At 43.9% G+C, this 24,211-nt stretch carries 21 protein-coding genes and 2 tRNA genes; 11 read left to right on the plus strand and 12 right to left on the minus strand.

The features are described 5' to 3' along the window. Positions 1–63 precede the first annotated feature (63 nt). Together LKO26_RS00565 and LKO26_RS00570 are read right to left on the minus strand one after the other, a co-directional pair. The gene (locus LKO26_RS00565; RefSeq protein ID WP_227585852.1) at positions 64–540 is read right to left on the minus strand and encodes a hypothetical protein; all 477 of its coding nucleotides are present in this window, start codon (positions 538–540) and stop codon (positions 64–66) included. Between the two features lie 66 nt (positions 541–606). Further along, positions 607–1,011, minus strand: a complete 405-nt coding sequence (locus tag LKO26_RS00570) for a type II 3-dehydroquinate dehydratase (RefSeq protein WP_227585853.1) — start codon at positions 1,009–1,011, stop codon at positions 607–609. A 110-nt stretch (positions 1,012–1,121) separates the two neighbouring features. Between LKO26_RS00570 and LKO26_RS00575 the strand changes: the two genes are divergently transcribed. The 3 genes from LKO26_RS00575 to LKO26_RS00585 are packed head-to-tail and all read left to right on the plus strand — an operon-like array spanning position 1,122 to position 9,366. Further along, positions 1,122–6,119 carry a translocation/assembly module TamB domain-containing protein gene (locus tag LKO26_RS00575; RefSeq protein ID WP_227585854.1) on the plus strand — a complete coding sequence of 1,666 codons (4,998 nt, stop codon included), beginning with the start codon at positions 1,122–1,124 and terminating at the stop codon, positions 6,117–6,119. Continuing rightward, the gene (locus LKO26_RS00580) at positions 6,119–8,431 is read left to right on the plus strand and encodes a BamA/TamA family outer membrane protein (RefSeq protein WP_227585855.1); all 2,313 of its coding nucleotides are present in this window, start codon (positions 6,119–6,121) and stop codon (positions 8,429–8,431) included. Before LKO26_RS00575 ends, LKO26_RS00580 begins: the two co-directional genes overlap by 1 nt. 11 nt (positions 8,432–8,442) lie before the next feature. Further along, positions 8,443–9,366, plus strand: a complete 924-nt coding sequence (locus tag LKO26_RS00585; RefSeq protein WP_227586026.1) for a YihY/virulence factor BrkB family protein — start codon at positions 8,443–8,445, stop codon at positions 9,364–9,366. 114 nt (positions 9,367–9,480) lie between these two features. Here the strand turns inward: LKO26_RS00585 and LKO26_RS00590 are convergent. The 5 genes from LKO26_RS00590 to LKO26_RS00610 form a co-directional block, all read right to left on the minus strand. Further along, positions 9,481–9,552 (minus strand) — tRNA-Glu (locus tag LKO26_RS00590). A 14-nt stretch (positions 9,553–9,566) separates the two neighbouring features. After that, entirely contained in the window at positions 9,567–9,821 is a 255-nt protein-coding gene (gene rpsT / locus LKO26_RS00595; protein ID WP_227585856.1) for a 30S ribosomal protein S20, read from the minus strand. 89 nt (positions 9,822–9,910) lie between these two features. Continuing rightward, a tRNA-Glu gene (locus tag LKO26_RS00600) sits at positions 9,911–9,982 on the minus strand. Beyond that, the gene (locus LKO26_RS00605; protein ID WP_227585857.1) at positions 9,968–10,213 is read right to left on the minus strand and encodes a GIY-YIG nuclease family protein; all 246 of its coding nucleotides are present in this window, start codon (positions 10,211–10,213) and stop codon (positions 9,968–9,970) included. The genes LKO26_RS00600 and LKO26_RS00605 overlap by 15 nt, the downstream gene beginning before the upstream one ends. Before the next feature lie 184 nt (positions 10,214–10,397). Further along, the gene (locus LKO26_RS00610) at positions 10,398–11,630 is read right to left on the minus strand and encodes an N-acetylmuramoyl-L-alanine amidase (RefSeq protein ID WP_227586027.1); all 1,233 of its coding nucleotides are present in this window, start codon (positions 11,628–11,630) and stop codon (positions 10,398–10,400) included. Positions 11,631–11,720: 90 nt separating this feature from the next. Between LKO26_RS00610 and LKO26_RS00615 the strand changes: the two genes are divergently transcribed. The 3 genes from LKO26_RS00615 (at position 11,721) to LKO26_RS00625 (ending at position 15,291) form a co-directional block, all read left to right on the plus strand. After that, a complete protein-coding gene (locus LKO26_RS00615; RefSeq protein ID WP_227586028.1) occupies positions 11,721–14,321 on the plus strand; it encodes a putative LPS assembly protein LptD in 2,601 nt (866 codons plus the stop codon). A 113-nt stretch (positions 14,322–14,434) separates the two neighbouring features. Next, positions 14,435–14,815 carry a RidA family protein gene (locus tag LKO26_RS00620; protein ID WP_227585858.1) on the plus strand — a complete coding sequence of 127 codons (381 nt, stop codon included), beginning with the start codon at positions 14,435–14,437 and terminating at the stop codon, positions 14,813–14,815. After that, on the plus strand, positions 14,815–15,291 hold the full coding sequence (locus LKO26_RS00625) for a hypothetical protein (RefSeq protein ID WP_227585859.1): 477 nt from the start codon (positions 14,815–14,817) through the stop codon (positions 15,289–15,291). Before LKO26_RS00620 ends, LKO26_RS00625 begins: the two co-directional genes overlap by 1 nt. Positions 15,292–15,364: 73 nt before the next feature. Here LKO26_RS00625 and LKO26_RS00630 read toward each other — a convergent pair whose 3' ends face one another. After that, positions 15,365–16,882 carry a trypsin-like peptidase domain-containing protein gene (locus LKO26_RS00630; protein ID WP_227585860.1) on the minus strand — a complete coding sequence of 506 codons (1,518 nt, stop codon included), beginning with the start codon at positions 16,880–16,882 and terminating at the stop codon, positions 15,365–15,367. A 240-nt stretch (positions 16,883–17,122) separates the two neighbouring features. Here LKO26_RS00630 and LKO26_RS00635 point away from each other — a divergent pair, with 240 nt between their 5' ends. From LKO26_RS00635 to LKO26_RS00645, 3 genes are all read left to right on the plus strand, one after another. Then, positions 17,123–18,370 (plus strand): peptidase U32 family protein, encoded by a 1,248-nt coding sequence (locus LKO26_RS00635; protein WP_227585861.1) that lies wholly within the window; start codon positions 17,123–17,125, stop codon positions 18,368–18,370. Next, positions 18,370–18,600 carry a ferredoxin gene (locus LKO26_RS00640; RefSeq protein ID WP_227585862.1) on the plus strand — a complete coding sequence of 77 codons (231 nt, stop codon included), beginning with the start codon at positions 18,370–18,372 and terminating at the stop codon, positions 18,598–18,600. Before LKO26_RS00635 ends, LKO26_RS00640 begins: the two co-directional genes overlap by 1 nt. A 63-nt stretch (positions 18,601–18,663) precedes the next feature. Further along, positions 18,664–19,236, plus strand: coding sequence for a 5-formyltetrahydrofolate cyclo-ligase (locus tag LKO26_RS00645; protein ID WP_227585863.1), 573 nt, complete (start codon positions 18,664–18,666; stop codon positions 19,234–19,236). On the opposite strand, the gene LKO26_RS00650 is transcribed toward LKO26_RS00645, so the two are convergent. Both LKO26_RS00650 and LKO26_RS00655 read right to left on the minus strand, forming a co-directional pair. Continuing rightward, positions 19,188–19,766 (minus strand): hypothetical protein, encoded by a 579-nt coding sequence (locus tag LKO26_RS00650; RefSeq protein ID WP_227585864.1) that lies wholly within the window; start codon positions 19,764–19,766, stop codon positions 19,188–19,190. The genes LKO26_RS00645 and LKO26_RS00650 overlap by 49 nt on opposite strands. Then, positions 19,750–20,931, minus strand: coding sequence for a hypothetical protein (locus LKO26_RS00655; RefSeq protein WP_227585865.1), 1,182 nt, complete (start codon positions 20,929–20,931; stop codon positions 19,750–19,752). The genes LKO26_RS00650 and LKO26_RS00655 overlap by 17 nt, the downstream gene beginning before the upstream one ends. 180 nt (positions 20,932–21,111) lie before the next feature. Here LKO26_RS00655 and LKO26_RS00660 point away from each other — a divergent pair, with 180 nt between their 5' ends. Next, the gene (locus LKO26_RS00660; RefSeq protein ID WP_227585866.1) at positions 21,112–21,438 is read left to right on the plus strand and encodes a hypothetical protein; all 327 of its coding nucleotides are present in this window, start codon (positions 21,112–21,114) and stop codon (positions 21,436–21,438) included. Positions 21,439–21,559: 121 nt separating this feature from the next. Next, positions 21,560–21,781 carry a hypothetical protein gene (locus tag LKO26_RS00665; protein ID WP_227585867.1) on the plus strand — a complete coding sequence of 74 codons (222 nt, stop codon included), beginning with the start codon at positions 21,560–21,562 and terminating at the stop codon, positions 21,779–21,781. A 71-nt stretch (positions 21,782–21,852) separates the two neighbouring features. Here the strand turns inward: LKO26_RS00665 and LKO26_RS00670 are convergent, their stop codons facing one another. Together LKO26_RS00670 and rmuC are read right to left on the minus strand one after the other, a co-directional pair. Continuing rightward, a complete protein-coding gene (locus tag LKO26_RS00670; RefSeq protein WP_227585868.1) occupies positions 21,853–22,617 on the minus strand; it encodes a TrmH family RNA methyltransferase in 765 nt (254 codons plus the stop codon). Then, positions 22,614–24,122, minus strand: a complete 1,509-nt coding sequence (gene rmuC, locus LKO26_RS00675) for a DNA recombination protein RmuC (protein ID WP_227585869.1) — start codon at positions 24,120–24,122, stop codon at positions 22,614–22,616. The genes LKO26_RS00670 and rmuC overlap by 4 nt, the downstream gene beginning before the upstream one ends. Between the last annotated feature and the right edge of the window lie 89 nt (positions 24,123–24,211).

The raw sequence follows: 24,211 nt of genomic DNA on the forward strand, positions 1-24,211 counted from the left end.
GGCCATCAGGTCATCAATTTATTATTTGATGCCGGATGGATGAAAAGGGAAAATCAGGGATTTTTAATATACCGGGCAATCCTGAACGTTCAGGCCGGGCAGGGTGATGACTTCATGATCTGCATGTATCGTAAACTCTGCAAATTTTCCATAGATGCAGTCGCCGGATGATTCGCTGAATTCGCCGTTGCGGGCTTTGATTTCCACTCCGCTGCCTGAGAGCGTATAATGATTGTCTGTGAAATCCATGCGCGTGAGCAGATACTCTTTGTCGCCTACGGTAATTTTTCCCTGCTGGGTATGGTAATCAAAATAAAACAATGCCTGGTCGCGGATCTTAAAAACTGCACGGCCCTGCTCCGGAGCAATGTCCTGTACTGTGATGCCGGAAATTGCCGCGGAATCAGAAGCAGCAGCTTGCATGCTGTCTTCCGTCACCATCAGACTGTCTGTGGTGGCGGTGTCAGAAATTTCAGTTTTTTCTTTGGTACAGGAAAATAAAATTGCAAAAAGTGCCAAAAGCACCACATAATTTTTCATAATATAATGTTTAGACCGATGGGTTCAAGGTACCTCATCAGCAATAATTATTCCGCAGTGATTCTGCTAGAAACTCATGAGAGCCAGCGCATAACCTTTCAGTCCGAAACCGCTCAGCACTCCGTCAGTAAACGGTGCGGTAACAGACTTCTGCCGGAACAGTTCTCTCTGGTAAATATGGGAAATGTGTACTTCTATTTTGGGTGTCCTGATGTTTTTCAGACAATCTGCAATGGCATATGAATAATGGGTGTACGCACCGGGATTGATGACCAGTGCCTCATAATCATTCTGCTGAAGCCGGTCAATGATGTCCCCTTCACTGTTGTACTGCGCATACAGGATTTCATGCTGCGGAAAAGTTTGTTGCAAGTCTTTCAGACAGTCCTCCATAGAGATGTGTCCGTATATCTCGGGTTCACGGGTTCCCAGCAGGTTCAGATTGGGACCGTTCAGAATCAGAATTTTCATTGAATCACTGTTTAATAGCTGTAAAAGTAACGATTCTGTAAGTTATAAAACAAATCATATAATGGCGTCGGAGGTTGATTTGATAATTTTGTAAGGTAATCAGATTACCTGTGAAATTCCCTGCAAAAAAAATATTTAAATGGACCGGCATTGTCATCGGCAGCCTTTTGCTGCTGATTGTTTTACTGATTTTAAGTCTCAGGCTTCCTGCAGTGCAAAATTACGTGAAAGGACACCTGGTAACGTATCTGGAAAGTAAAATCAAAACTGAAGTCGCTCTCGAAAAAGTGTATGTGGGTTTTCCGAATAGTCTGATTATGGAAAACCTTTACCTGAAAGGTCAGCACACAGATACGCTACTGTATGTACGCAATTTTGATGTTGGCCTGAATATTCCTCAACTCCTGCGCAATAAAGCAGATCTCACTTCCATAGACCTGAACGGCGTCCGGGCAAAGGTAGTCCGAAACCGGGACGGCGGGTTTAATTTTGATTATATCATTGATGCATTTGCCACCGATGAGCAGGAAGAGAGCCCTTCCAAACCATTCATCATTTCCCTGGATAAAATAAAACTGCAGGATATCGGTGTTTCTTTCACCGACCTGCAGGCGCACAATGATCTCCGTTTTTATTTTAAATCATTTGATACCCGGGTCAAAACTTTTGACCTCGAACAGAATCAATATGCACTGAACCAAATCAATATGGATGGTCTGAATCTTCGTCTGAAGCAGAATTTACTGGAGGAAGTGGCAGCGGAAGTAGAGGAGACGGTGGATTCCCTGAATCAGAAAAAACCCATGCAACTGACGCTGCAAGGTATTAAATTTACCAATTTCAATGTGGACTACGGAGATGAAAATACCATGACTTTTGCAGCTATACAATTCCGGGAACTCAGCAGCAAAATCAAGGCGCTGGATTTGGAAAAAAATCGTTTTGAAATAGACCGGATTTTGCTGAAAGGTGCTGATATTAATGCCCGGTTGCATCTGGCTCCGGACAATGAACAACCGGAATCTCCAGGAGCTGCATCTGCCGAAAATCCCCTTGCATTAATCCTGAATCGTGCACAACTGCAGGATGTACAGGTGAAATACAGCAATACTGCGACAGCCCGTGCCGGAAACGGCGTGGATTTTAATCATCTTGATTTCCGGAAACTTGATGTAGATCTGTCAGACTTCAGAATGGAAAACGGAACGTTTGCAGGCAAGGTAAAAAGTGCAGTCATCAACGAGCGCAGCGGACTGGACATCCGGAAATTCAGTACGGACTTTCAGTATGGAGAAAAACAGGCATTTCTGAAAGATCTTTATCTGGAAACTTCACGTACGGTGCTTCGGGATGAGGTGGTCCTGAATTATAACTCGCCTGAGCAACTCACGGCTAATCCCGGTTCGGTGCAAGTCAGTGCCAACATCCGCCGGTCAAAAATTGGTTTTGCAGATATCCTCACCTTTGTTCCTTCTCTCCGGAATACTGCACCCTTTAACCAATACCCAAATGCTGTTCTGAATGCAGATTTACGGGCCAGAGGAACTTTAAACAACATGCTGATTCAGAATCTGGAATTGTCTGGTCTGGATAAAGCTAGAATCAACCTCGCCGGTACACTGAAAAATGCCATGCAGCCGGAACGTTTGTATTATGACGTCAACATCCGTGAATTTTCTTCTGAAGCGCGCACGGTGAACAACCTGCTGCCACCGGGAACCATTCCTCCTGATATTCAGCTGCCTTCCTTTTTTACGCTGAAAGGAACCGCAAAAGGCACCACGCAAGATGTGAATACACGGCTGACTCTTACCTCCACGTTTGGGAATGCGGCGATTAATGCCCTGGTCAATATGCAGCAGAAGAATGCAGAAACATTCGACGTGAAAGCGAACCTGCAACACCTGCAACTTGGAAAAATAATCAGAAATAATGAATTAGGTGCCATCACGGGACAGATTGTTGCAAAAGGCCGTAGTTTTGACCCCGAAATAATGACGGCTGCCGTGGCAGGAAATATTCAGTCACTCACATTCCGAAATTATACCTACCGGAATATGGATTTGCAGGGAAAAATCAACCGGGGTGCCTACGAAATTTTGCTGAATTCCAAAGATCCGAATGTACAACTTACCCTGGCGGCCTCCGGGGTGTATGATGAGCATAATCCTGCGGTGAAGGTCAATGGTGATATTACAAAACTGGATGTACATACGCTCGGTTTTTATGAGGACCCGATGATTCTGGCCGGAAAAATAGACGGCGACTTCCGCAGTCTGGATCCTGATGCTTTGAACGGATATTTACTGCTTCAGAACTTTGCCATTTCAGATACCAAAGAAGTCTTTCCCATTCAGGAAATAAGGCTGGATGCAGTATCATCAGACAGCATCAATCAGATCAGACTGGCATCTCAGGTGGCAGACCTGGATGTAACCGGAAAATATAAACTCACCCAGATTGCCGGCGCTCTTCAGCAAACCATTAACCGGTATTATACGATCCAGGATTCCAAAACACAGGTAAAGACCGATCCGGGACAATATCTTTCGTTTAATGCCAAAGTGAAAAACGATGACCTGATCCGGAAATTTCTGCCCGATCTGAAATCTTTTGAGCCCATTACCGTTACCGGTAATTTCAATGCCGATACCGGCGCTCTGAATGTGGAGGGTCAGATTCCGCAGGTGACTTATGGCGCAAACAGTATTGCAGATGGAGTTTTGATGGTGAATAATGTCAATGAAACGCTGCAGTATGACCTGAGCGTGGCGGCGGTACAAAGTGAAAGTTTTGCACTGAACAAAGTAAGCGTGAGCGGAGATGTGGCAGATGATGTGGTGAATTACCGCATTACCACACAAGATGAAAAAGAGGAAATCCGGTTTCTGATCGCAGGAAATCTGCAGTCCATGGGAGATGTTACCCGGCTGTCACTGAATCCCGATGGTCTGAAACTTAATTATACCGACTGGGCAGTAGATCCGGAAAATCAGATACAGTTCGGGAGTCGTGGCATTCTGGCCCGTGATTTTATGGTTTCTAATGGTCCCAGCCGTATTGCGGTACAGTCTGAAACTGCAACTCCGGGAAGCCCTTTGAATATTACTCTGCAGGATTTTAAAATAGAAACCCTTACGGAAATTATCAAAAAAGATACGTTGCTTGCCCGCGGGAATATTAATGGTACCGCACAATTGCGGAATCTGCAGCAGGATATGACCTTTACTTCTGATCTCGATATTTCTGATTTGTATTTCTACGAAAATCCGGTAGGTAATCTGGATGTACAGGTAAGTCAGAATACTGCCCAACTGCTTAATGCAGATATAACCCTCAGTGGTTATGATAATGATATGACTGTTCAGGGCACTTACCACACCGGAGCGGGCCGCTTCAACCTGAATCTGGATATGAACCGGCTACAGATGGCAAGCGTACAGGGTTTTACCATGGGTCAGCTGGTCAATTCCGAAGGCTATCTTTCCGGCAACCTTAGCATTACCGGGACTGCAGACGAACCACAAATCCGGGGCGGAGTCAGATTCAACCAGGCGGGTCTGGAAATAACCCAGACGGGAAGTGTCTTTAGGGATTTAAATGATGAAATCCGTTTTACAAACCGTGGTTTAAACTTTAACCGGTTTACACTTCATGATACCGAAGGTAATTCTCTGATTATTGATGGCGATGTGATGACGCAGAATTACCGGGACTTTACTTTTGGATTTTCTGTAAATGCAGACGACTTTAAAGTGGTAAACTCCGAAAAAGCCGGAGATAAAATTATGTACGGCGTTTTGGCTGTAGATGCAGGTCTTCAGGTGAGCGGAAATCTGGATCTGCCGGTGGTAGACGGAAGACTTTCTGTGACCGACCAGACCAATTTTACGTTCGTGCTGCCACAATCTTCGCCGACCATGCAGGACCGGCAGGGAATCGTAGAATTCATTGACCAGGATCAGGTGGTACTGCAGCAGACTGTGAAGACGGATTCCATAGATGCGCAGTCCAGCATACGGGGCATGAATGTGAGCGTCAATATAGAAGTGGATCCGGACGCGAAACTTTCATTAATCATTGATAAAGCCAACGGCGATTTTGTGGAGCTTCAGGGAGAGGCAGACCTTACCGGCGGCATAGACCCGTCGGGTAAAACAACCCTCGTAGGCGTGTATGAGGTTCATGAAGGAGCCTATGAAATGTCCGTAAGTTTACTGAAAAGAAGATTTGACATAGAGAAAGGAAGTACCATTACCTGGACCGGTGAACCTACCACCGCAAATCTGGATATTACCGCCGTTTACAAGACCGAAGCACCGCCCATAGATCTGGTAGAGCAGCAAATTGCAGGCATGTCTAATGCGGAGGTTAATGCGTACAAGCAAAGAATTCCTTTCAATACGTTACTGCAGATGAAAGGCGAACTTCTGAAGCCGGAAATTACTTTTGATATCACTACCGATGAAGAACTGACCTCGGTTTCCACTACCGTTCAGGATAATGTGAAAGCCAAACTGGAGATGCTGAGAAGAGAACCCTCCGAAATGAACAAGCAGGTATTTGCTCTGTTGTTGCTGAACCGTTTCATTGGCGAAAATCCGTTTCAGAGTGAAGCGGGCATCTCAGCGGGAACCCTGGCCAGGCAGAGTGTGAGCAAAATTCTCTCACAACAGCTCAATAATCTGGCTTCTGACCTCATAGAAGGAGTAGATTTGAACTTCGATCTGGAATCTACAGAAGATTACAGTATGGGCGAAAGAAATGAGCGTACAGATCTGAATGTGGGAGTAAGCAAACGCTTGCTGAATGACCGCCTGAAAGTAAGTGTGGGCAGTAACTTCGGGTTAGAAGGCAGTGCCCGGCAGAATGAGGAGATGACCAATATCGCCGGAGATGTGGCCATTGATTACAGTCTCTCCAGAGACGGCAGATACATGCTGAGGGCATATCGCAAGAATGAATATCAGGTAGCCCTGCAAGGTCAGATTGTAGAAACCGGAGTCGGATTCATCATCACGCTGGATTATAACAAGTTCCGTGAGATATTTGAGCGGTCCGGGCGGAACAAGAACAGAAAAAACAATAATCAAGCAGAAAGTAGATAATGAATATATATGGTAAATATGGAACGTATATCCTGGCAGTTGCTGTTTTCTTTGCAGTGGCTTCGTGCAGCAACACCCGTTTTCTGAAGGATAACGAAAAACTCTATACAGGTGCAGAAGTCAAGATTGAAAACGATACCTTGCCGAAAAAAAGTAAATCTGAACTGAAATCTGGTCTGGAAGATCATCTTACCCCAAAGCCCAATTCATCGTTTCTGGGTCTGAGGCCAAGACTCTATATGTATAACATAACCAAAGAGCCCAAAAAAGAAACCGGTTTCCGCCACTGGCTGAAATACAGAATAGGAGAGGAGCCGGTACTGATGGAAGATGTGGACATGGAATTCAACCGGGAAATTCTGGAAAATTATTCGGAAAACAAAGGTTATTTCAATGCGCGTGCCCGGTATGATTCTATAGAGAAAAATAAGAAAGTCCGGGTAGATTATACCGTTCGTCCCGGTGCCCGGTACTATATCAGCAAAGTAACATTTCCCGGGGATACCGGCATTGCCAATCAGCGGATTCAGGAAATTAAGGATGAAACTCTACTGAAAACAGGAAAACCTTTTGACCTGGATGTCATCAAAGCAGAGCGGGAACGCATAGACAATTATATGAAAGACCATGGATTCTATTATTTCCATCCGGATAATATCATTGTTCAGGCAGACAGTACCGTCACCCGCAATCACGAGGTTGAAATGTTCGTGAAACTGAAGGACAATACTCCCGAACTGGCCACCAAACCTTTTACCATAGATAAGGTAGTAGTTTTCCCCGATTATAATATTCAGGATGTACGCCGGGGTTTGTATGGTATTCCCATGAGCACAGACACCGTTACAGCCTATAATGATATGTATATTATAGATCCCCAAAATAAGTTCAAGCCGCGGGTGTTTGACCGGGCCATGTATTTTAAAACCGGAGATTTATACAACCGTAAAGATCATAATCTTACGCTGAACCGCCTTATCAGTCTGGGAGTTTTCAAGTTTGTGAAGAACGATTTTGTAATTTCAGATTCTGCTAACCACAAATTTGATGTGTATTACCAGCTCACGCCCCGGGCGTTTCAGAGTCTGAGGCTGGAAACCATGGCAAGGAGCAACTCTGCCAATTATGTGGGCAGCGAGGTGAATCTGAACTGGACCCACCGTAATGTTTTCCGCGGTGCCGAACAGCTGAAAGCTTCTGTGTATGGTGCGTTTGATGTACAGGTGGGTGGCCCGAAAGAGGCCAATAATATTTTCCGTGCCGGGAGCCGCATAGAGCTGAGCGTGCCCAGAATCATTGCGCCGTTCCGGTTCCATTCTTCCAGCGCTTTCGTCCCCAGAACCAATATGAGCATCGGTTATGAATTTCAGAACCGTACAGAATATTATATGCTGAATAACTTCAATGCGTCTTTCGGCTATCTCTGGAAGGAAAATGCAAGAAAAGAGCATGACCTGAAGATTTTTGATGCTACCCTGGTTTCACCGGCACACGTTACCCCACGGTTCGACTCTCTGGCTGCCGGCAATCCCTATCTGAAACGGGTGGTAGAAAAGCAGCTGATCTTCGGGCCAACTTACAGTTATACCTATACCAACACCATGCTTCCGAAGACCAACACTATTTACTATAAAGGATCGTTGGATTTATCTGGAAACCTCACCGGACTGCTTACCGGAGCCAATGTGAAAAAAGGCAATCAGAAATATATCTTTGATATTCCCTTCAGTCAGTATGCGAAAATGGAGCACGATTTCCGTTTTTATCATAAAGTGGGTGAAGAAAGTGTACTGGCGGCCCGTGCCATTGCAGGAGTCGCTTATCCTTATGGCAATTCGGAGCATATCCCTTTCTCCAGGCAGTTTTTTGTGGGAGGCAGCAACAGTATCCGGGCATTCCGTGCGAGGGCTTTGGGTCCGGGAAGCTATAATCCGGAGACCACTTCCATATTTTTTGACCAGTCCGGAGACATAAAACTGGAGGTTAATGCGGAGTACCGGGCAAATCTGTATAAGTTTCTGAATGTGGGTATTTTTGCGGATGCCGGAAATGTGTGGCTGGTCAATGAAGACCCTGCGCGCCCCGGCGGAAAATTTTCCGGTGATTTTCTGAATGAAATTGCTGTGGGAGCCGGCCTCGGACTGCGGCTGGATTTTTCAATCCTGGTGCTGAGATTAGATCTGGCCATGCCGCTTCGTGTGCCCTATATGAATGAGGGCGAACGCTGGGTATTTGATAAAATTGATTTTGGAAATCCCACATGGCGCAAAGATAATCTGATATTGAACATTGCCATCGGATATCCTTTTTAAATACTGTGATGATGAAGAGAGACTGGAAATTTTACCGGGATGTTTTAAAAGAGACCTTCAAGGAATGGAATGCTTCTCCGGCAGCCAAATATTCCGCCAGTCTGGCGTATTACGCTATTTTTTCCATTCCCGGCCTGCTGATCATCATCATCTGGATTGCCGGAAACTTCTTCGGCGAGGAGGCTATCCGTGGCGAAATCAGCCGTCAGATCAGCGAAATGATGGGTCGTGAGGTTTCAAAAAGTATAGAAGACATGATTGCCGGAGCGCTGATTGATAAGAAAAATGTCTTCATGAAAACCGTGGGGGTCTTCTCACTTGTATTTGGGGCTACCACCTTGTTCTTTCAGCTTCAGCAGTCCCTCAATGAACTTTGGGATGTACAGGCGGCGCCCAAAAAGGCCGTTCTGAAATTTCTGGTAGACCGGGCCAATTCCCTCAGCATGATTTTAATTGTGGGTTTTCTGCTCATGATTACCATGGTGCTTTCCTCACTCATTAGTTTTCTGAATAATTTCATAACCCAACATTTCGGTTTTGAAACTTACCTGTTAATGGAATCGGTTAATTTTGGCGTTGGTTTCGGCGTGATTATGCTGCTGTTTGCCATGATTTTTAAAATCCTTCCGGATGTGGAAATCAGGTGGCGGTCGGTATGGACTGGTGCATTTCTGACCACACTGTTGTTTACCATCGGGAAATTCCTGCTAAGCCTGTATTTTCAAAACTTCAAACCTGCGTCAGTTTTTGGAAGTGCCGGCACGGTTATTCTGATTATGATGTGGATCAATTATTCCTGTATGCTGCTGTTTTTCGGGGCAGAATTTACCAAAGTATATTCCTACAAACGCGGATTTGTAATCAGGCCTTCCCGACATGCCAAATGGTCTGCCGATAAATTATACCGGGATTTGCAAAAAGAAGAGCAGGTTTAGATGACAGGCGGATAACACGGAGCTGGTTTGTCCCGTACGTTCAACTGCACACATGCGTCGGTCTTTTTCCAGGTAATAAAAACAAAAAAACCAAAACTTGCGTTTTGGTTTTCGTAGCCCGTAGGGGAATCGAACCCCTCTTACCAGAATGAAAATCTGAGGTCCTAACCGATAGACGAACGGGCCGGACTCTTTATGAATTAAGCCAGTTTGTTAACGTGCTTAGTTAATTTGCTTTTAATGTTGGCTGCTTTGTTTTTGTGGATGATGTTTTTCTTAGCCAGTTTATCCACCAAAGAGATTACTTTCGGAAGTTGCTCTGCAGCTGCAGTCTTGTCTTCCTCGCTTCTTAACACTTTAATTGCCGTTCTGGCAGTCTTATGATAATATCTGTTACGAAGTCTCTTCGCAGCATTTTGTCTGATTCTCTTTAAAGCTGATTTATGATTTGCCATAATTGTTTCTCAATTGTGGGTGCAAAGATATACTTTATTTTTAAACCCGCAAAATATTTTATTAAAATTTTTATTTTTTTCTAAACTTGTAGCCTATAGGGGAATCGAACCCCTGTTGCAAGAATGAAAATCTTGAGTCCTAACCACTAGACGAATAGGCCGTTATTTTTCAAAAACTTTAAACCGTCGCTGCTTTTTAGAAACTTTTCTCTCTTTCTAGCAGAACTCCAGTCTTTATGAGTTTCTGTGTAGACAATTTCCCATGGAATATGTCCTTTTGTATATCTGTTTTTTCCTCCGTTATGCTCCTTCAGTCTTCTTTCTGCATCCTTCGCCATTCCCGTATACCTTGCTCCGTCTTTCGTACTCTTCAAAACATAAACAGTAATCATTTTGCATTCATTTTTTGCTTTTAAATGCGAATCTCTGTTGCAAGAATCCTGCCTGGCGGTAGACAGGCCTGCCTGGCGGTAGACAGGGAAAATCTTGAGTCCTAACCACTAGACGAATAGGCCGTCTTTTTTTTCGGACTGCAAAATTAAACATTTAAAATGATTTTCAAAATCTTTTGCTGAACTATTTATTCAGCTTTTGAATAACCGAATTTTTGATGCCTTTTTCTTCAAGCGATTTCTGTAATTTCACGATGGCTTCTAGCGTTTTCTCGCTTCCGTAGGTGTAATAGAATACGCCATTAGCCTTTTCCCGCTTCACATCTTTCAGGTTCTTTAGAATGTACGAATCTGACGGCAAACGGTCTTTCCCTACATACACTTCCAGGGTATAGGAACCGGATCTCAGGGTCTGGAACGGAACAAATCCTACAGAAGTGGCATTTCTGAAGCCGGCATCTCTTGCCGTTTTCAGGTTGGCATCCCGCACGCTGGCCAGATTGGTCACTGCATAGTAATATTTATAAAGCCCGTTTTCTTTGATGGGTAAAATGTAGTTCAGGCCTTTAAAGGCAGGATCACCGTAATTATATTTAATGGGCGTGCTCATCAGCAGGATACGGAAGTCATTCTTAAGCGGCATCTCTTTCTTTTCCTGTTTTTTCCTGGGCTCTTCGGCAGCAGCCACCAGATTTTTGGAAGCATATTTCAATACCGCATTGTAGATCTGAGTGGCGGTCTTCCGCTGGCCTTCATCACTGCTCAGGAAAACAGCATCTTCATAATTGTTTACAAAGCCTGTTTCTATCAGTACAGACGGCATGGCACTCATCCGCAGGATATGAAGGTTGGCCTGCTTTACCCCGCGGGAGAAGCGGCCTCCTTTTTCAAAATTTTCTTCGATAAAACTTCCGATATGCAGGCTTCTCTCAAGATATTTTCCCTGTTGAATTTTCAGTGCGATCAGGGATTCGGGAGAAGAGGGGTCATAGGATGCAAAAACTTCACGGTCTTTGGCGTCCAGATAGATAACATCATTTTCTTTTTTGGCCACCTCCAGATTTTCACGGTTCTGATTGGGCCCCTGTACGAAGGTTTCCGTGCCTCTGGCGGTAGCACTCTTGCTGGCCGAGGAGTTCACGTGAATGGACATAAACAGGTCTGCCTTGCTCCTGTTGGCAAGATTGGTCCGCTCGGTCAGAGAAGGGTACATATCTGTTTTCCGGGTATAAATGACGCGGAAGTTTTTGTTTTCTTCCAGCATTTTGCCCAGTTTCAGCACAATGTTCAGCGTGATGTCTTTTTCTTGCGGTGTTCCGAAATCATAATTGCGGGTAGCACCCACGTCATGCCCGCCATGTCCCGCATCCAGTACAATGGTGAATTTTTTCTGAGCAGAACTCACAAAAAATATCATTAAAAAACAGATCACAAAATATTTTTTGAAACAAAATTTCGTTATCATCATCAATTCTTAAAAATTATTTTAATTTTGGCTTCTGAAATCATTAAATTTAGCAGCATCAAAAGCGCCTCCAAAAATATATTACATATTTTAATTATCCTAATTTTTAACAGTTTTTTAGCAAAGTTGAGCGCTCAAAATTCGTCTGAAAATAAGATAGTTAATGATACGGTACGCAAAACAGATACCATTAAACTTCCGGCAGAGCAACTGGCTGATATTGTGCGGACTAAAGCGGATAGTGAACGCAACGATTTTCAGCATAAAATGACCTACCTGAATAAGCAGGCACAGGTGAAATATCAGGATATGCAGATTGATGCAGATTATATCCGGATAGACTGGAAGAAAAATGAAATCTATGCCCGCGGTGAAATAGATTCTACAGGAAAAGTCATTGCTCCGGCCATCGCGACCCAGGGTGGCAAGCAATATGAATACAATGATTTTGTGTACAACTACAAAACCCGCCAGGCCATTGCCTATAACGCCCGAACCGAAGAGAATGAGGGGGTGATTGTAGCTCAGAAAACCAAGAAGTATAACGATTCTGTGTTTTTTATGCGCAGAGGACTCTTTACTACAGATGAATATTTTCTGCAGAAGAAAGATACACTGGCAGATTACCACTTGCTGGCATCCCATATTAAGCTCGTTAAAGGTAAAGAAAAGTCATCCATTGTTACGGGCCCCGTGCAGATGTACATTGAGCAGGTGCCTACACCGCTCATTATGCCATTTGCTATTTTGCCGTTTTCGGACAAGCGTTCTGCGGGAATTCTGATTCCGAGTTTTGGCGAACGACAGGATGTAGGCTTTTTTCTGAACAGCCTGGGGTATTACCAACCCATCGGCGAGCATTTTGATGTAAAACTTCTCATTGATTTTTATACCAAAGGTAGCTGGAACCTTCGGCCGGAAACCAATTATATCAAACGATACCGCTATACCGGGAACTTTTCTGCAGATATAGGCTCCACCGTACGCGGAATTAAAGGTCTGGATGATTACAGTAAAATCAATACCTACCGTATTGCATGGCGCCATTCTCAGGATTCCAAAGCGAACCCGTTGCTCAATTTCAGCGCTTCTGTAGATCTGGTGAGTTCCAAATTCTATAACAATACTATTAACAATAATTACATCTTTAACCAGAATGTACTCAATACACAACAGAATTCTACCATCAGCATTACCAAGCGATTCCTGAATCTGCCCGTCACCCTTACCGGAACCACATCTTATTCTCAGAACTTTTCTACCGGCCTGGGAGACCTGCGCTTACCGCAACTAAATGTGGCGGTGAACCAGTTTTACCTTTTTAAACCAAAAACAGGAGTGCGGGAAGGGCTTCTGGAAAATATAACCGTGAACACCGGACTGAACTTTACCAATTTCGTGAATACCGGAGAGGGCGAAATGTTTACCAGTGCCATGTGGGAAAAAATGCAGACCGGACTCCGCAATAATATCGGACTGGGAACCAATACCACCATCGCCAAATATTTTACCTTCTCACTGGGAGCCAATATTGACAATGCCCTTACCACCAAAACACTGAACAAACAGTACAATCCCGTGACCAATATGGTGGATAATGAACTTGAAAAGCGCATCAGCGGTTATTCCATGTTCAGCACTACCGCCAGCCTGCAGACCACCCTGTACGGAACCAAAATATTTAAGGCCGGCTCTGCCATTCAGGGAATTCGTCATATGCTGATGCCCAGTATCGGATTCAGCTACCGGCCGGATTTCGGCAATCCTGATTTCGGATATTTCAGAAACTATTACGATGCCTCCGGAACATTGATCCCTTATTCTATATTTGAAGGAGGAATTATCGGTTCGCCCACATCGGGAATGGAAGGTTCGCTAAATTTCAGTATTGGCAATAATATTGAAATGAAAGTACGGTCTAAAAAAGATTCTACTGGCGTGAAGAAAATTAAAATTTTTGAAGCCCTGAATATTACCGGTGGTTATAATTTTGCAGCCAAAGACCACCCCTGGTCCACGTTTTCCGTAAATGGTCAGTCTTCATTGTTTGAAGGAAAACTGAGCCTGAACAGCAGTCTGCTGATCGATCCCTATGAAAACATCTTTCTGGAAGAAGAAAACCGGATGTTCAGAACAGAAAATTTCGGGAAGTTCAACATACAGTCCTTCAATCTTCAGCTTTCTTACCCGCTGAGTGAGGAGCTTTTCGGTGAGAAAGAAGAACTGGCAGAAAAGTATAAGATGAAAGGTGAGATCAGAAACGAGAATTATTTCTTTGATGATGATCACTACGCGCGCTTCCATCAGCCATGGTCGCTGAATGTCAATGCCAATTACGGCTATACCCGCGGTGGGTCCATGTTTGGCAGATCGGTAGCTTCTGTGGGTCTGGACGGCAGCATACAGCTTACTCCATACTGGAATATCAACGGATCCACGCACTATGATTTCATTACCAAAGATCTGGCCTATACACGTCTCGGGTTTTCACGGGATCAGCGGAGTTTTACCATTAATTTCAACTGGGTGCCCTTCGGGCAGTACAAGGTTTATGATTTCTTTATCGGCATCAAAGCTAATATCCTGAGTGACGCACTGAAATACAAAGACCGCAGTTTTACACAGCCTAATGCGCCGTTTTAAGGGATAGCGGTTGACCCCGGACCGTACTGCTCACAAAGATCACCAACTATCCGCACATAGGGTCGGCTTGATGATTCTGAATTTAGTTTTATATTTGCACAAACATTTTTTTTATGAAGAAAGTAATATCTACCGCACATGCACCTGCAGCCATCGGACCTTACGCACAAGCCAATATGGCGGGCGGTATTCTGTATATCTCCGGTCAAATTCCTGTAGATCCGGCCACCGGAAATCTGGCGGAGGGTATAGAAAAAGAAACCCACCAGGTAATGAAAAACCTGCAGGCCATCCTTACAGAAGCCGGCCTGACTTTCAACCATGTGGTGAAAGCGACCATTTTCCTTAAAAATATGGATGATTTTGCGGTGGTTAATGAAATTTACGCGTCTTATCTGGATGCAGCACACTACCCGGCAAGAGAAACGGTTCAGGTGTCGTGCCTGCCCAAGAATGTGGATGTTGAAATTTCAATGATTGCGCATCAGGATTAATGAATTTTTTGCGAAATACTTTTGCGGTTCTGGTAGGACTCGCAGTTGCACTGCTTTTAATCACTCTGGGAATCAGATCTAATCCTAGATGGATTACCTTTGAGGATTTTGCTCCTTTCGAACGCTGGCAGAGTTTTCTGAAATCGGTACAGCATGATGATGGTTTTTTTGCTTTTCTCCTGCTTTTTACCGGCATCGGTTCCATAGTAGGGGGCGTGGTGACCGCCATTATTGTGAAGTACGGAAAAGTAGCCTATGCGATTCTCATCGGTTTTGTACTGCTGTTTTGTGCGGTTATGGATGTGGTCATCTTTCCGTACCATCCCACGTTCTACAAGATCTGCATCTTTCTTACTTTTTTCCCGTTCTCATGGATTGGAGGGAAAATTGTGGAAGTTATTTATGAAAGAAAAAAAAGAAGACAGCGGAAAGCAGCAAAACTGGCGGCCGGAAACGGGGATCGCCTTTCTTCCTAGAGTTCGCTTCGTCATAAAAATGCGCCTCAGATTCTGAGACGCATTTTTTTATGGTTATAGAAAAATCCCGGGTTTAGTTCGGCATGGTAAAGCCGCGGGTGTAGATCCGTCCGGATTCATCCACGAATTTTACCTGTACATTTCCCTTGTGGTTTTTCAGGATGTTTTCTACTTCTTTCTCAGAATTCACGGGTTTGCCGTTTATTTCTATTACGATGTAATTGTCTACAATGCCTATTTTGGCCATTTCGCCACCTACTGCCACGTTCTTGGTCACCACGCCGCTGTTCAGTCCATAGTCTCTTTTGAAACGGTCATTCAGGGGTTCGAATTCGGCTCCTATTTTTTCCGAAACGCTCAGGTCAGCTTTGCTGCGCACGGTGGTATTTCCTTTCTGGTCTTTCAGAGTTACTCTGGCTGTATTTTCTTTGCCGTTTCTCAGGTAAGTCACCATCACCTGATCGCCAGGTCTTTTGCTTCCTACAGAGAGGGATAAATCTGCAAAATCTTTAATAGTGGTCTGGTCTATTTTGGTAATGATGTCTCCGGTACGCAGCCCTGCATCCTCAGCGCCACTTTTTTCGGTCACGTCTGTCACATATACGCCGGCTCCGGATTTTAGTTTGGTGTTGTTGCGGGAGTTGTACTGAGCAATTTGCTGATCATTGGATAAGTCCAGTGAGTTTACGCCCAGGAATCCGCGCTGTACCAGTCCGAATTTCTTGATGTCTTCCACAATTTTCTTGGCAAGGTTAGCAGGTACCGCAAATCCGTATCCCTGATAGTACCCGTTCGTAGAGGAAATAGCAGAGTTAATGCCGATGAGGTCGCCATTGGTATTTACCAGTGCACCTCCGGAGTTTCCGGGGTTAATGGCCGCATCGGTCTGGATGAAACTTTCAATTGGATTGGTTGCATTTCCCTGACTGCCCAGAATACCGATTCCACGGCCTTTAGCAGAAATAATCCCTGCGGTCACGGTAGAGTTCAGTCCTAATGGGTTTCCTACCGCCAGCACCCATTGTCCGACTTCCACATTATCCGAGTTGGCGAAGTTCAGGTATGGCAATCCTTTCTCTTCAATTTTCAATAACGAAATATCAGTGTTGGGGTCGGTTCCCACCAGTGTGGCAATATAGCTTTTCTTATTGCTGAGCACTACTTCCAGTTTATTGGCACCGGCCACCACGTGGTTGTTGGAAATGATATAGCCGTCCGGAGAGATGATTACACCGGAACCCATTCCGGATGGAATGTTATCGGGTCTCTGCTGGTTTCGCTGGCTGCGGTTTGGCTGTCCGAAAAACCATTCGAATATATCCTGTTCCGTACTTCTCCCGGACGTTCTGTTTGAATAGTTTTTAATGGTTACTACTGCCGGTACGGTCATTTTGGAGGCTTGTACGAAATCATCGCCCAGTGCGGCCTGGTTAAAGCCGGCAAATGAAACATTGCTCTTGGCATTTGTAAAATATGAGGTTTGGTCTGTGGTTTCTCTGTTTTCAAAATAATGAATAGCCCCGAAGGTGGTTGCCCCAGACATTACACCAACTACTGCAAATGGCAGTATTTTTTTAAAAATATCTTTCATAGTCTAATATTATTTGCTTTCTGTTACACAAATTCTATGCTATATCAGTCAGAGAAATTTCCTGCTTGTTTCAGTTTTAACGTAAATTTAACAGCTTTTCGCTTATTTTAAAGGTTACGACAGACATTTTGGTACTGCGCATACGGGTCATTGTTTTTATCAATCATGAAATTTATGTCATTTTGGCATAAGTATCAAATTTTAAATACCTTATCTTTGCAAAAATTTTCAGAATAAGCAATGACGAAAAGCGGAAAAATAGAATTAATGGCACCTGCAGGGGACTTTAGCGCACTGCAGGCCGCATTGGATAATGGCGCAGACTCGGTATATTTCGGGGTCGAACAACTGAATATGCGTGCACGTGCCACCATGAATTTTACTATAGATGATCTTCCGGAGATTTCCAGAAGATGCAAAGAGAAGGGGGTGCGCACCTACCTTACGCTCAATACCATTATTTATGATCATGATTTATCGATTATAAAAACCCTGCTGGATCAGGCAAAAGCGGCAGACCTTACCGCCGTAATCGCGATGGATCAGGCGGTGATTGCCTATGCACGTCAGATCGGGATGGAAGTTCATATTTCTACCCAGATTAATATTACCAATATAGAAACTGTGAAGTTTTACGCACTGTTTGCAGATACCATGGTCATGTCCAGAGAATTGTCCATTACGCAGATTAAAAAAATCTGTGATCAGATTGAAAAAGAGCAGGTAAAAGGTCCGGCCGGTAATCTGGTAGAAGTGGAAATCTTTGGTCATGGGGCTTTGTGCATGGCGGTTTCCGGTAAATGTTATCTGAGTCTGCATTCGCATAATTCATCTGCCAACAGAGGAGCGTGTAAGCAAAACTGCCGCAAAAAATATACGGTGATAGATCAGGAAACCGGGTTTGAAATAGAGCTGGACAATGAATACATGATGTCTCCGAAAGACCTATGCACCATCGGATTCCTGGATCAGATTGTGGATGCAGGGGTGAAGGTGCTGAAGATTGAGGGCCGCGGACGTGCACCGGAGTATGTGGCTACCGTAACAAAATGTTACCGTGAAGCCATTGATGCAATAGATGAAGGTACTTTCTCTCAGGAAAAAGTGGATGCGTGGATGAAACAGCTGGAAACGGTGTACAACAGAGGTTTCTGGGATGGTTATTACCTGGGTCAGGAACTGGGCGAATGGTCAGATAATTCAGGATCCAGTGCAACACAAAAGAAAGTATACATCGGTAAGGGACGCCATTTCTATCCGAAATCCAATGTGGCAGAATTCCTGATTGAAGCCTATGATCTGGCTGTCGGAGATAAAGTTCTGATTCAGGGACCTACTACCGGCTCTCAGGAAATGATTCTGGAATCCATGCAGGTAGATACCAAACCTGAAGCGGAAAAAGCTACAAAGTCTGACGTCATTACCTTCAAAACGGATTTCCGGGTTCGTCCGTCAGATAAATTATATAAAATTGTTGCGAATAACTAATGGTCATTGTCACGCTTCAACGGGATAAATGCATCGGGTGTAACTACTGTGCTGAATTTGCACCGGAGTTTTTCCGGATGTCTAAAAAAGACGGAAAGTCGGTACTGCTGAAAACCACAGACAAGAAAGGGTTTTATACCCTGAAGACGCCCAATCATGAGGCTTTTGAGCCTTGTGAGAAAGCGGCCAAGGCCTGTCCGGTGAAGATTATTTCGGTGAAGGAAACCTGATTGTAAAATATTTTTCAATATGCATAGCGCTCTGATCGAGCGCTATTTTTTGTACATTTGAGTATGAAAAAATCGGAACTGCGGAAATTATACCTCCAAAAACGCAAGCAGCTGACCAGAGACGAGGTACGGCAAGAGTCAGTAAAAATATACCACCGCTTCATGGCGCAGTTTCAGCCCAAAGCAGGACAGAAAGTTCACATATTTCTTTCGATTGCGAAATTTAATGAGGTGGACACAGGGTTTTTCATCCGTTATTTTCTGGAGAATGACATCCGGATATTCCTGCCTAAGATGATTGGCGACAAAATCATTGCAGCAGAGTATACCCGGGACACGAAAATGGAAGTGAACAGCTGGGGAATTGCAGAACCGGCTTCTGATGAAGACAGCGGAATTACCAATTATGATTTTATCATCACGCCATTATTGTACTGTGACCCGAATGGCAACCGGGTAGGGTACGGCAAAGGCTATTACGACGGATTTTTTGCATCTGTAAATCAGGAATGTCCCAAAATAGGCGTGGGATTTTTTGCGCCTGATGTGCAGATTGAAGATGTTTCAGAATCAGATGTCGCGCTGGATTATCTTGTGACTCCTGATGAAATCGTGTCGTTCAAAGGTTTTTCGTAAAAATTCAGAAAGAAAAATTTAAACTCTTTTTTAAACTGAATTTCTGCCGGAACCAGGATATACTGTGCCTCACGGTCAAATTTGCCCAGGCTTTGGTTTGCCTGGTTGAAGTATTCTACCTGAAATTTGGCATAATTTAAAGTATCCTCCTTATAATAGCGATCCAGTACTTCAAAGGAATTAATCCGGGAATTTTTTACCTTAAGGCTGTCCAGTTCTGTAAACAATGATTTCACCGTAGTGGAATCCGGTTTATAAAAATAGCCCAGGATCTGGTTATACATGGCCGCATCTATTTCAGTGTCCTTGTTTCCGGAGTTGTAAAGAATAGATAATTCCAGCACTTCACGCACTTTCTGGCGCGTAATTTTGTTAATGGACTGCAGGGTATCCATCTTTGCAGACGGGTAACTGGTGGTGTTACTGTTGTATTTTACCTGCTCCAGAGAGAGGTTTTCCTGCTCTTTTTTGCACCCCGTAAACAGTGCAAGCATAAGCCCGAAAAGCAGTAATTTATTGATTCTCTTCATCTTCGTTGATTTTGAATTTAATGGACACAATTTTTCCTTTCTCGCGCTTCATTTCAATCACCGAAAGATTACGCAGGGAAGTTGTGGGAGTTGTGACCAGGGTTATATATTTTTGTTTATCCAGCGTTTCTATGCCGTACAGGTCACTGTCATAAACCTGATAAATCACTGCATCATCACTGATGCGGTTTTCCAGCTCCCGTCTTTTTTGTTTAATAAGGCTGGTGGCCTCCGACGGGTCGCCGGAGATGTCTTTTTTGGAGAAGTAATACACCGCCATTTTATAATCATCCGGTTTCAGTTCTATGTTTTCTTCCCGTGGAGCGGTTTCCAGATTACGGTTGATTTCCAGATTTTCGTAGAATGGCGAACTGATCTCCATATGCAAGGCCTGATCTTTGGTGGTATATTGAAAGCATTCGCCCGGTTTCAGCCGGTACAGAATAGGGGATTCATTTTCCTTGATGACCTTAATCTCGATCGTGTTCTGGATAGGCGTATTACGGTCTGCATCTGCAAAACAATAGGTGAAAGTGGTGCTGAACAGCTGATCTCCGAAACCCAGGAGTGTGGCCAGCAATCCCAGGACGATGGTGGCTCCTCCGAGTATATATCTTTTTACAGATTTGCGTATTGGTTTTTGCTCCGTGGTGTCATAGGTGTCAAAAACTTCGTCACTTTTAATAACTTGTTGATTTTCAGATGTTGATTTTTGTAAAATCGTTTTTTCAGGACTTTTTGATGCTGTTTTTTCACGATTTTCCGGTTTTATGGTATCTGCTTCGGCCACAAGTTCTGCCGGCTCATCTTCGGGGTTGGCAACCTCGCTTTTCGGCGGTTCATTTTCCAGTTCTTCCAGAATTTCATTCTCAAAAAGATGCTTCTTTTTAAAGTCATACCATGACACGTAACCCGCATAAACACTAAGAATATTCAGCATGTCAATTCTGGGAGTCTTACTTACGGGTGATGTTTTGAAATAGGTATAAAAGGATTTTTCACTGATGTTTCCTTTGCTGATTTTCCGGAGGTCCTCCTGGAAGTAGGTAATATCAATCCCTTTCCATTTCGAAATATCTTCGCTGGAAGGGGTGTTGTTTTTTAAAAACTGAGCCTGAACTTCGTTTTTAAGCTGCTCAAAGTGCAATATGTCTAAATTTGACAAATCTTCTGTTTTTAGTTTAATTACCTGATAATCAGTAGTGGTTTTTTGTAAAAACGGTTTACAAATATATTACAATTAATTTTCTGAAACAAATTTATTTCCTGCAATACCTTTGTACTGTTCAAATAGATGAACCGAAGCAAATTTAAGAAAACCAAAACAACAAAATTATTATTTATTATGAAAAAATCAATGATCGTAGCAGGTATGGCTGCACTGGCTCTGGTAGCATGTAAAAAAACTGAAACCGTAGAAACTGAAAACGCATTCGAAGACGTAGTAGATTCTGCTGCTATCGTGGCCGATTCTGCTGCCAATGTTATCGATTCTGCTGCTACAGTAACTGTAGACGCTGCTGCCGATGCGGCTGCTGCCACTACTGCTGCTGGTGCAAACGCCGCTCAGAATGCTGCTGAAGGTGCTGCCGATGCTGCTACAGAAGCTGCAAACGCTGCTGCTGGTGCTGCGAAAGATGCAAAAGAAGCGGTGAAAGACGCAGTGAAGTAATTCATGTGAAAATATTGTGCGGGAATGCGAATTTTATTTGCACATGTGAATTAAAAACGTATTTTTGCACGCGAAAAATTAAAACGTAAAGATTTAACAATTTAAATAAATTAGAAACATTATGAAAAAGTCATTATTTGTAGCTGGTATCGCAGCTCTTGCTCTTGTAGCTTGTAAAAAAACTGAAACTGTAGAAACTGATGCTACTTTAGACTCTGCTGCTATCGAAACTGTAGATTCTGCTGTTATCGTTGCTGATTCTGCTGCTATCGTTGCTGATTCTGCTGCTGCTGTAGCTGAAGATGCTGCTGCTACTGTTGATTCTGCTGCTTCTGCTCAGTAATCAATTTACACAGATAAAAAAGACCGCTTCTCCCAGAGAGGCGGTTTTTTTATGCCTGATCCGCTGATTCGTCAGGGATTTTTCTGCCGTAAAATTTCGTAGCAGGTAATGGCCACTGCATTGCTCAGGTTCAGAGAGTCTATGGTGCCCGACATGGGAATCAGGGTGTTGATGCCTTTTCCTGACCAAAAAGCGGATAACCCCGAATGTTCTGTACCGAATAAAACAGCAGAGCGCCTGGTGAGATTCCGGTCCTGCAGTCTTCCTGACTCATCACTCATCATCGTGGTGAAGATTTGAAAATCATTTTCCTGTAAGAAATCATACACCTCTTCATTGGTGCTTTGATAAATATTCATCCCAAAAAGGCACCCCACACTGGAACGGATCACGTTTGGATTGTAGAAATCTACTTTTCCTTCGGTCACAATCAGGCTGTCAATGCCAAAAGCTTCGCAACTCCGAAGTATGGCTCCCAGATTTCCCGGTTTTTCCATTCCTTCCACAATGATTACAGCTGAATCTTTCTGAGGCCGTAAATCTGTCAGGGTTGCTGTCTTTTCGTCATAAATTCCGATAATCCCTTCTGTTTTGCCCCGGTAAGCGAGTTTTTCGTAAATTTTATCGCTTACGTAATTGATTTTTCCCGGAGGAATAGCCTGGTCGTAGATTTGTTCACAGATAAAAAAGGCTGCCGGTTCGTACCCGAATCGTTGGGCACGCTCATTTTCCTGGCGACCTTCTACGGCAAATACGCCGGCTTTTTTTCTGAACCGGTTGTCGGTAAGCAGGCGTTGAAGGTATTTGATGTTGTCATTTTGTATGCTTTCTATCATGCCTCTTCGTTTTCGTCATTTGGTTCCAGCAGGTTTTCGTCAGAGTCTTCATTGGCCCGTTCCAGCATCGCTTCCGGAAGTTGCTTGGCGGTTTTGGCTCCCAGTTGTTTTAGCTTTTGAACGCTGCCTACCAGATTTCCCCGGCCGGTGGTCAGCTTCTTCATGGCGTTTTCGTAATCGCTCTTGGCATCATCCATTTTCTTGCCTATTTTAAGTAAATCAGCTATAAATCCCTCGAATTTATCGTACAGCGCACCGGCTTGTCTGGCAATTTCCGCCGCGTTTTTATTATGGGTATCGCGCTTCCATACGTCGGAAATCAGTTTGAGGTAGGCAATCAGATTGGTAGGACTCAGCAGGATGATGTGTTTTTTGTATGCGTAATTCCACAACTGGGGGTCGGCTTGCACCGCCGTAAGGAATGCCGGCTCTACCGGCACAAACATAATAGTAAAATCCAGAGATTCCTTCAGGTGGTCATAGCGTTTCTCGGCCAGCGTGTCAATATGCCGTTTCATAGCGCCGATGTGCAGGGACAGATTTTGTTTGCGCTGTTCTTCATCTTCAGCTGAAATCATCCGTTCATAGGCATTCAGTGAAACTTTGGAATCAATGATGACCAGTTGGTTTCCAGGCAGTTTCAGCACGAAATCCGGTCTTTGGTTTTCGCCGTCTTCTGTTTTGATATTAAATTGAGAAAAATATTCCCGGTCTTTGGTAAGACCGGAGTCTTCCAGAATTCTTTCCAGAATCATTTCGCCCCAGTCGCCCTGGGTTTTGGTTTGTCCCTTCAGAGCAGTCGCCAGGTTATTGGCTTCCTGGCTGATTTTAGAAGTCTGATCCATCATGATTTTGATGGTGTTGTTTAATGAAAACCTTTCCCGGGTTTCATTTTCATACACTTCATTGACCCGTTTTTTGAAAGATTCCAGGTTCTCGCCCAAGGGTTTCAGTATTGAATCCAGATTTTCACGGTTGGTCTCTGTAAATTTTTTGGTTTTTTCTTCCAGAATTTCATTAGCCAGATTTTTAAATTCATTTTTGGCCGCCTCCTGTATTTTAGTGATTTCTTCTTTCTGGCGTTCCAGCAGTTGCTGCAGATTGTCATTTTGTGCGGCCAGTTGGGATTTGACTGCAATGAGTTGATTTTTTTCCTCCTGCAAGGCGTTGATTTCGGCCGTTTGTCTTTTGTTCAGTTCAGTCTGTTCAGAGATTTTCTGATTCTGTGCATTATTTTCCGCGTGAATCACTGCCATCTGTCTTTCCAGGTCGGCCCTCAGATCAGAAAGTTCGCGGTTGTTCATTTTTTCTGAATCGTAGAGTCCGTTCAGTTCGTTCGTTTTTTGGGTGGCATTTTCCAGATCCGCGTTCAGTTTGATGAAATTATTGTTCAGCTCATCAAAATCTTTTCTGGCTACATGGCCGGATTTCAGTATAAAATAGATCAGTACGGCGCCCAAAGCGGCACCGGCTACCAGCCCGATAAACAGAGATGTTATTTCCATGCTTCAAAAATAGGAAGAAAAACGCATTCCCGGCGTGTGGTGCCGGGAAATTGTGTGATGCTTTCCGCAAACCAGGAATTTATCCTTTA

It is taken from the genome of Chryseobacterium sp. MFBS3-17, from assembly GCF_020687745.1.
Lineage (GTDB): Bacteria > Bacteroidota > Bacteroidia > Flavobacteriales > Weeksellaceae > Marnyiella.

Bases quoted from the DNA above. Each gene is read 5' to 3' on its own strand.
- LKO26_RS00565 (WP_227585852.1), bottom strand. From the start codon at position 540: ATGAAAAATTATGTGGTGCTTTTGGCACTTTTTGCAATTTTATTTTCC.
- LKO26_RS00570 (WP_227585853.1), bottom strand. From the start codon at position 1,011: ATGAAAATTCTGATTCTGAACGGTCCCAATCTGAACCTGCTGGGAACC.
- LKO26_RS00580 (WP_227585855.1), top strand. From the start codon at position 6,119: ATGAATATATATGGTAAATATGGAACGTATATCCTGGCAGTTGCTGTT.
- LKO26_RS00585 (WP_227586026.1), top strand. From the start codon at position 8,443: ATGAAGAGAGACTGGAAATTTTACCGGGATGTTTTAAAAGAGACCTTC.
- rpsT (WP_227585856.1), bottom strand. From the start codon at position 9,821: ATGGCAAATCATAAATCAGCTTTAAAGAGAATCAGACAAAATGCTGCG.
- LKO26_RS00605 (WP_227585857.1), bottom strand. From the start codon at position 10,213: ATGATTACTGTTTATGTTTTGAAGAGTACGAAAGACGGAGCAAGGTAT.
- LKO26_RS00610 (WP_227586027.1), bottom strand. From the start codon at position 11,630: ATGATATTTTTTGTGAGTTCTGCTCAGAAAAAATTCACCATTGTACTG.
- LKO26_RS00620 (WP_227585858.1), top strand. From the start codon at position 14,435: ATGAAGAAAGTAATATCTACCGCACATGCACCTGCAGCCATCGGACCT.
- LKO26_RS00625 (WP_227585859.1), top strand. From the start codon at position 14,815: ATGAATTTTTTGCGAAATACTTTTGCGGTTCTGGTAGGACTCGCAGTT.
- LKO26_RS00630 (WP_227585860.1), bottom strand. From the start codon at position 16,882: ATGAAAGATATTTTTAAAAAAATACTGCCATTTGCAGTAGTTGGTGTA.
- LKO26_RS00635 (WP_227585861.1), top strand. From the start codon at position 17,123: ATGACGAAAAGCGGAAAAATAGAATTAATGGCACCTGCAGGGGACTTT.
- LKO26_RS00640 (WP_227585862.1), top strand. From the start codon at position 18,370: ATGGTCATTGTCACGCTTCAACGGGATAAATGCATCGGGTGTAACTAC.
- LKO26_RS00645 (WP_227585863.1), top strand. From the start codon at position 18,664: ATGAAAAAATCGGAACTGCGGAAATTATACCTCCAAAAACGCAAGCAG.
- LKO26_RS00650 (WP_227585864.1), bottom strand. From the start codon at position 19,766: ATGAAGAGAATCAATAAATTACTGCTTTTCGGGCTTATGCTTGCACTG.
- LKO26_RS00660 (WP_227585866.1), top strand. From the start codon at position 21,112: ATGAAAAAATCAATGATCGTAGCAGGTATGGCTGCACTGGCTCTGGTA.
- LKO26_RS00665 (WP_227585867.1), top strand. From the start codon at position 21,560: ATGAAAAAGTCATTATTTGTAGCTGGTATCGCAGCTCTTGCTCTTGTA.
- LKO26_RS00670 (WP_227585868.1), bottom strand. From the start codon at position 22,617: ATGATAGAAAGCATACAAAATGACAACATCAAATACCTTCAACGCCTG.
- rmuC (WP_227585869.1), bottom strand. From the start codon at position 24,122: ATGGAAATAACATCTCTGTTTATCGGGCTGGTAGCCGGTGCCGCTTTG.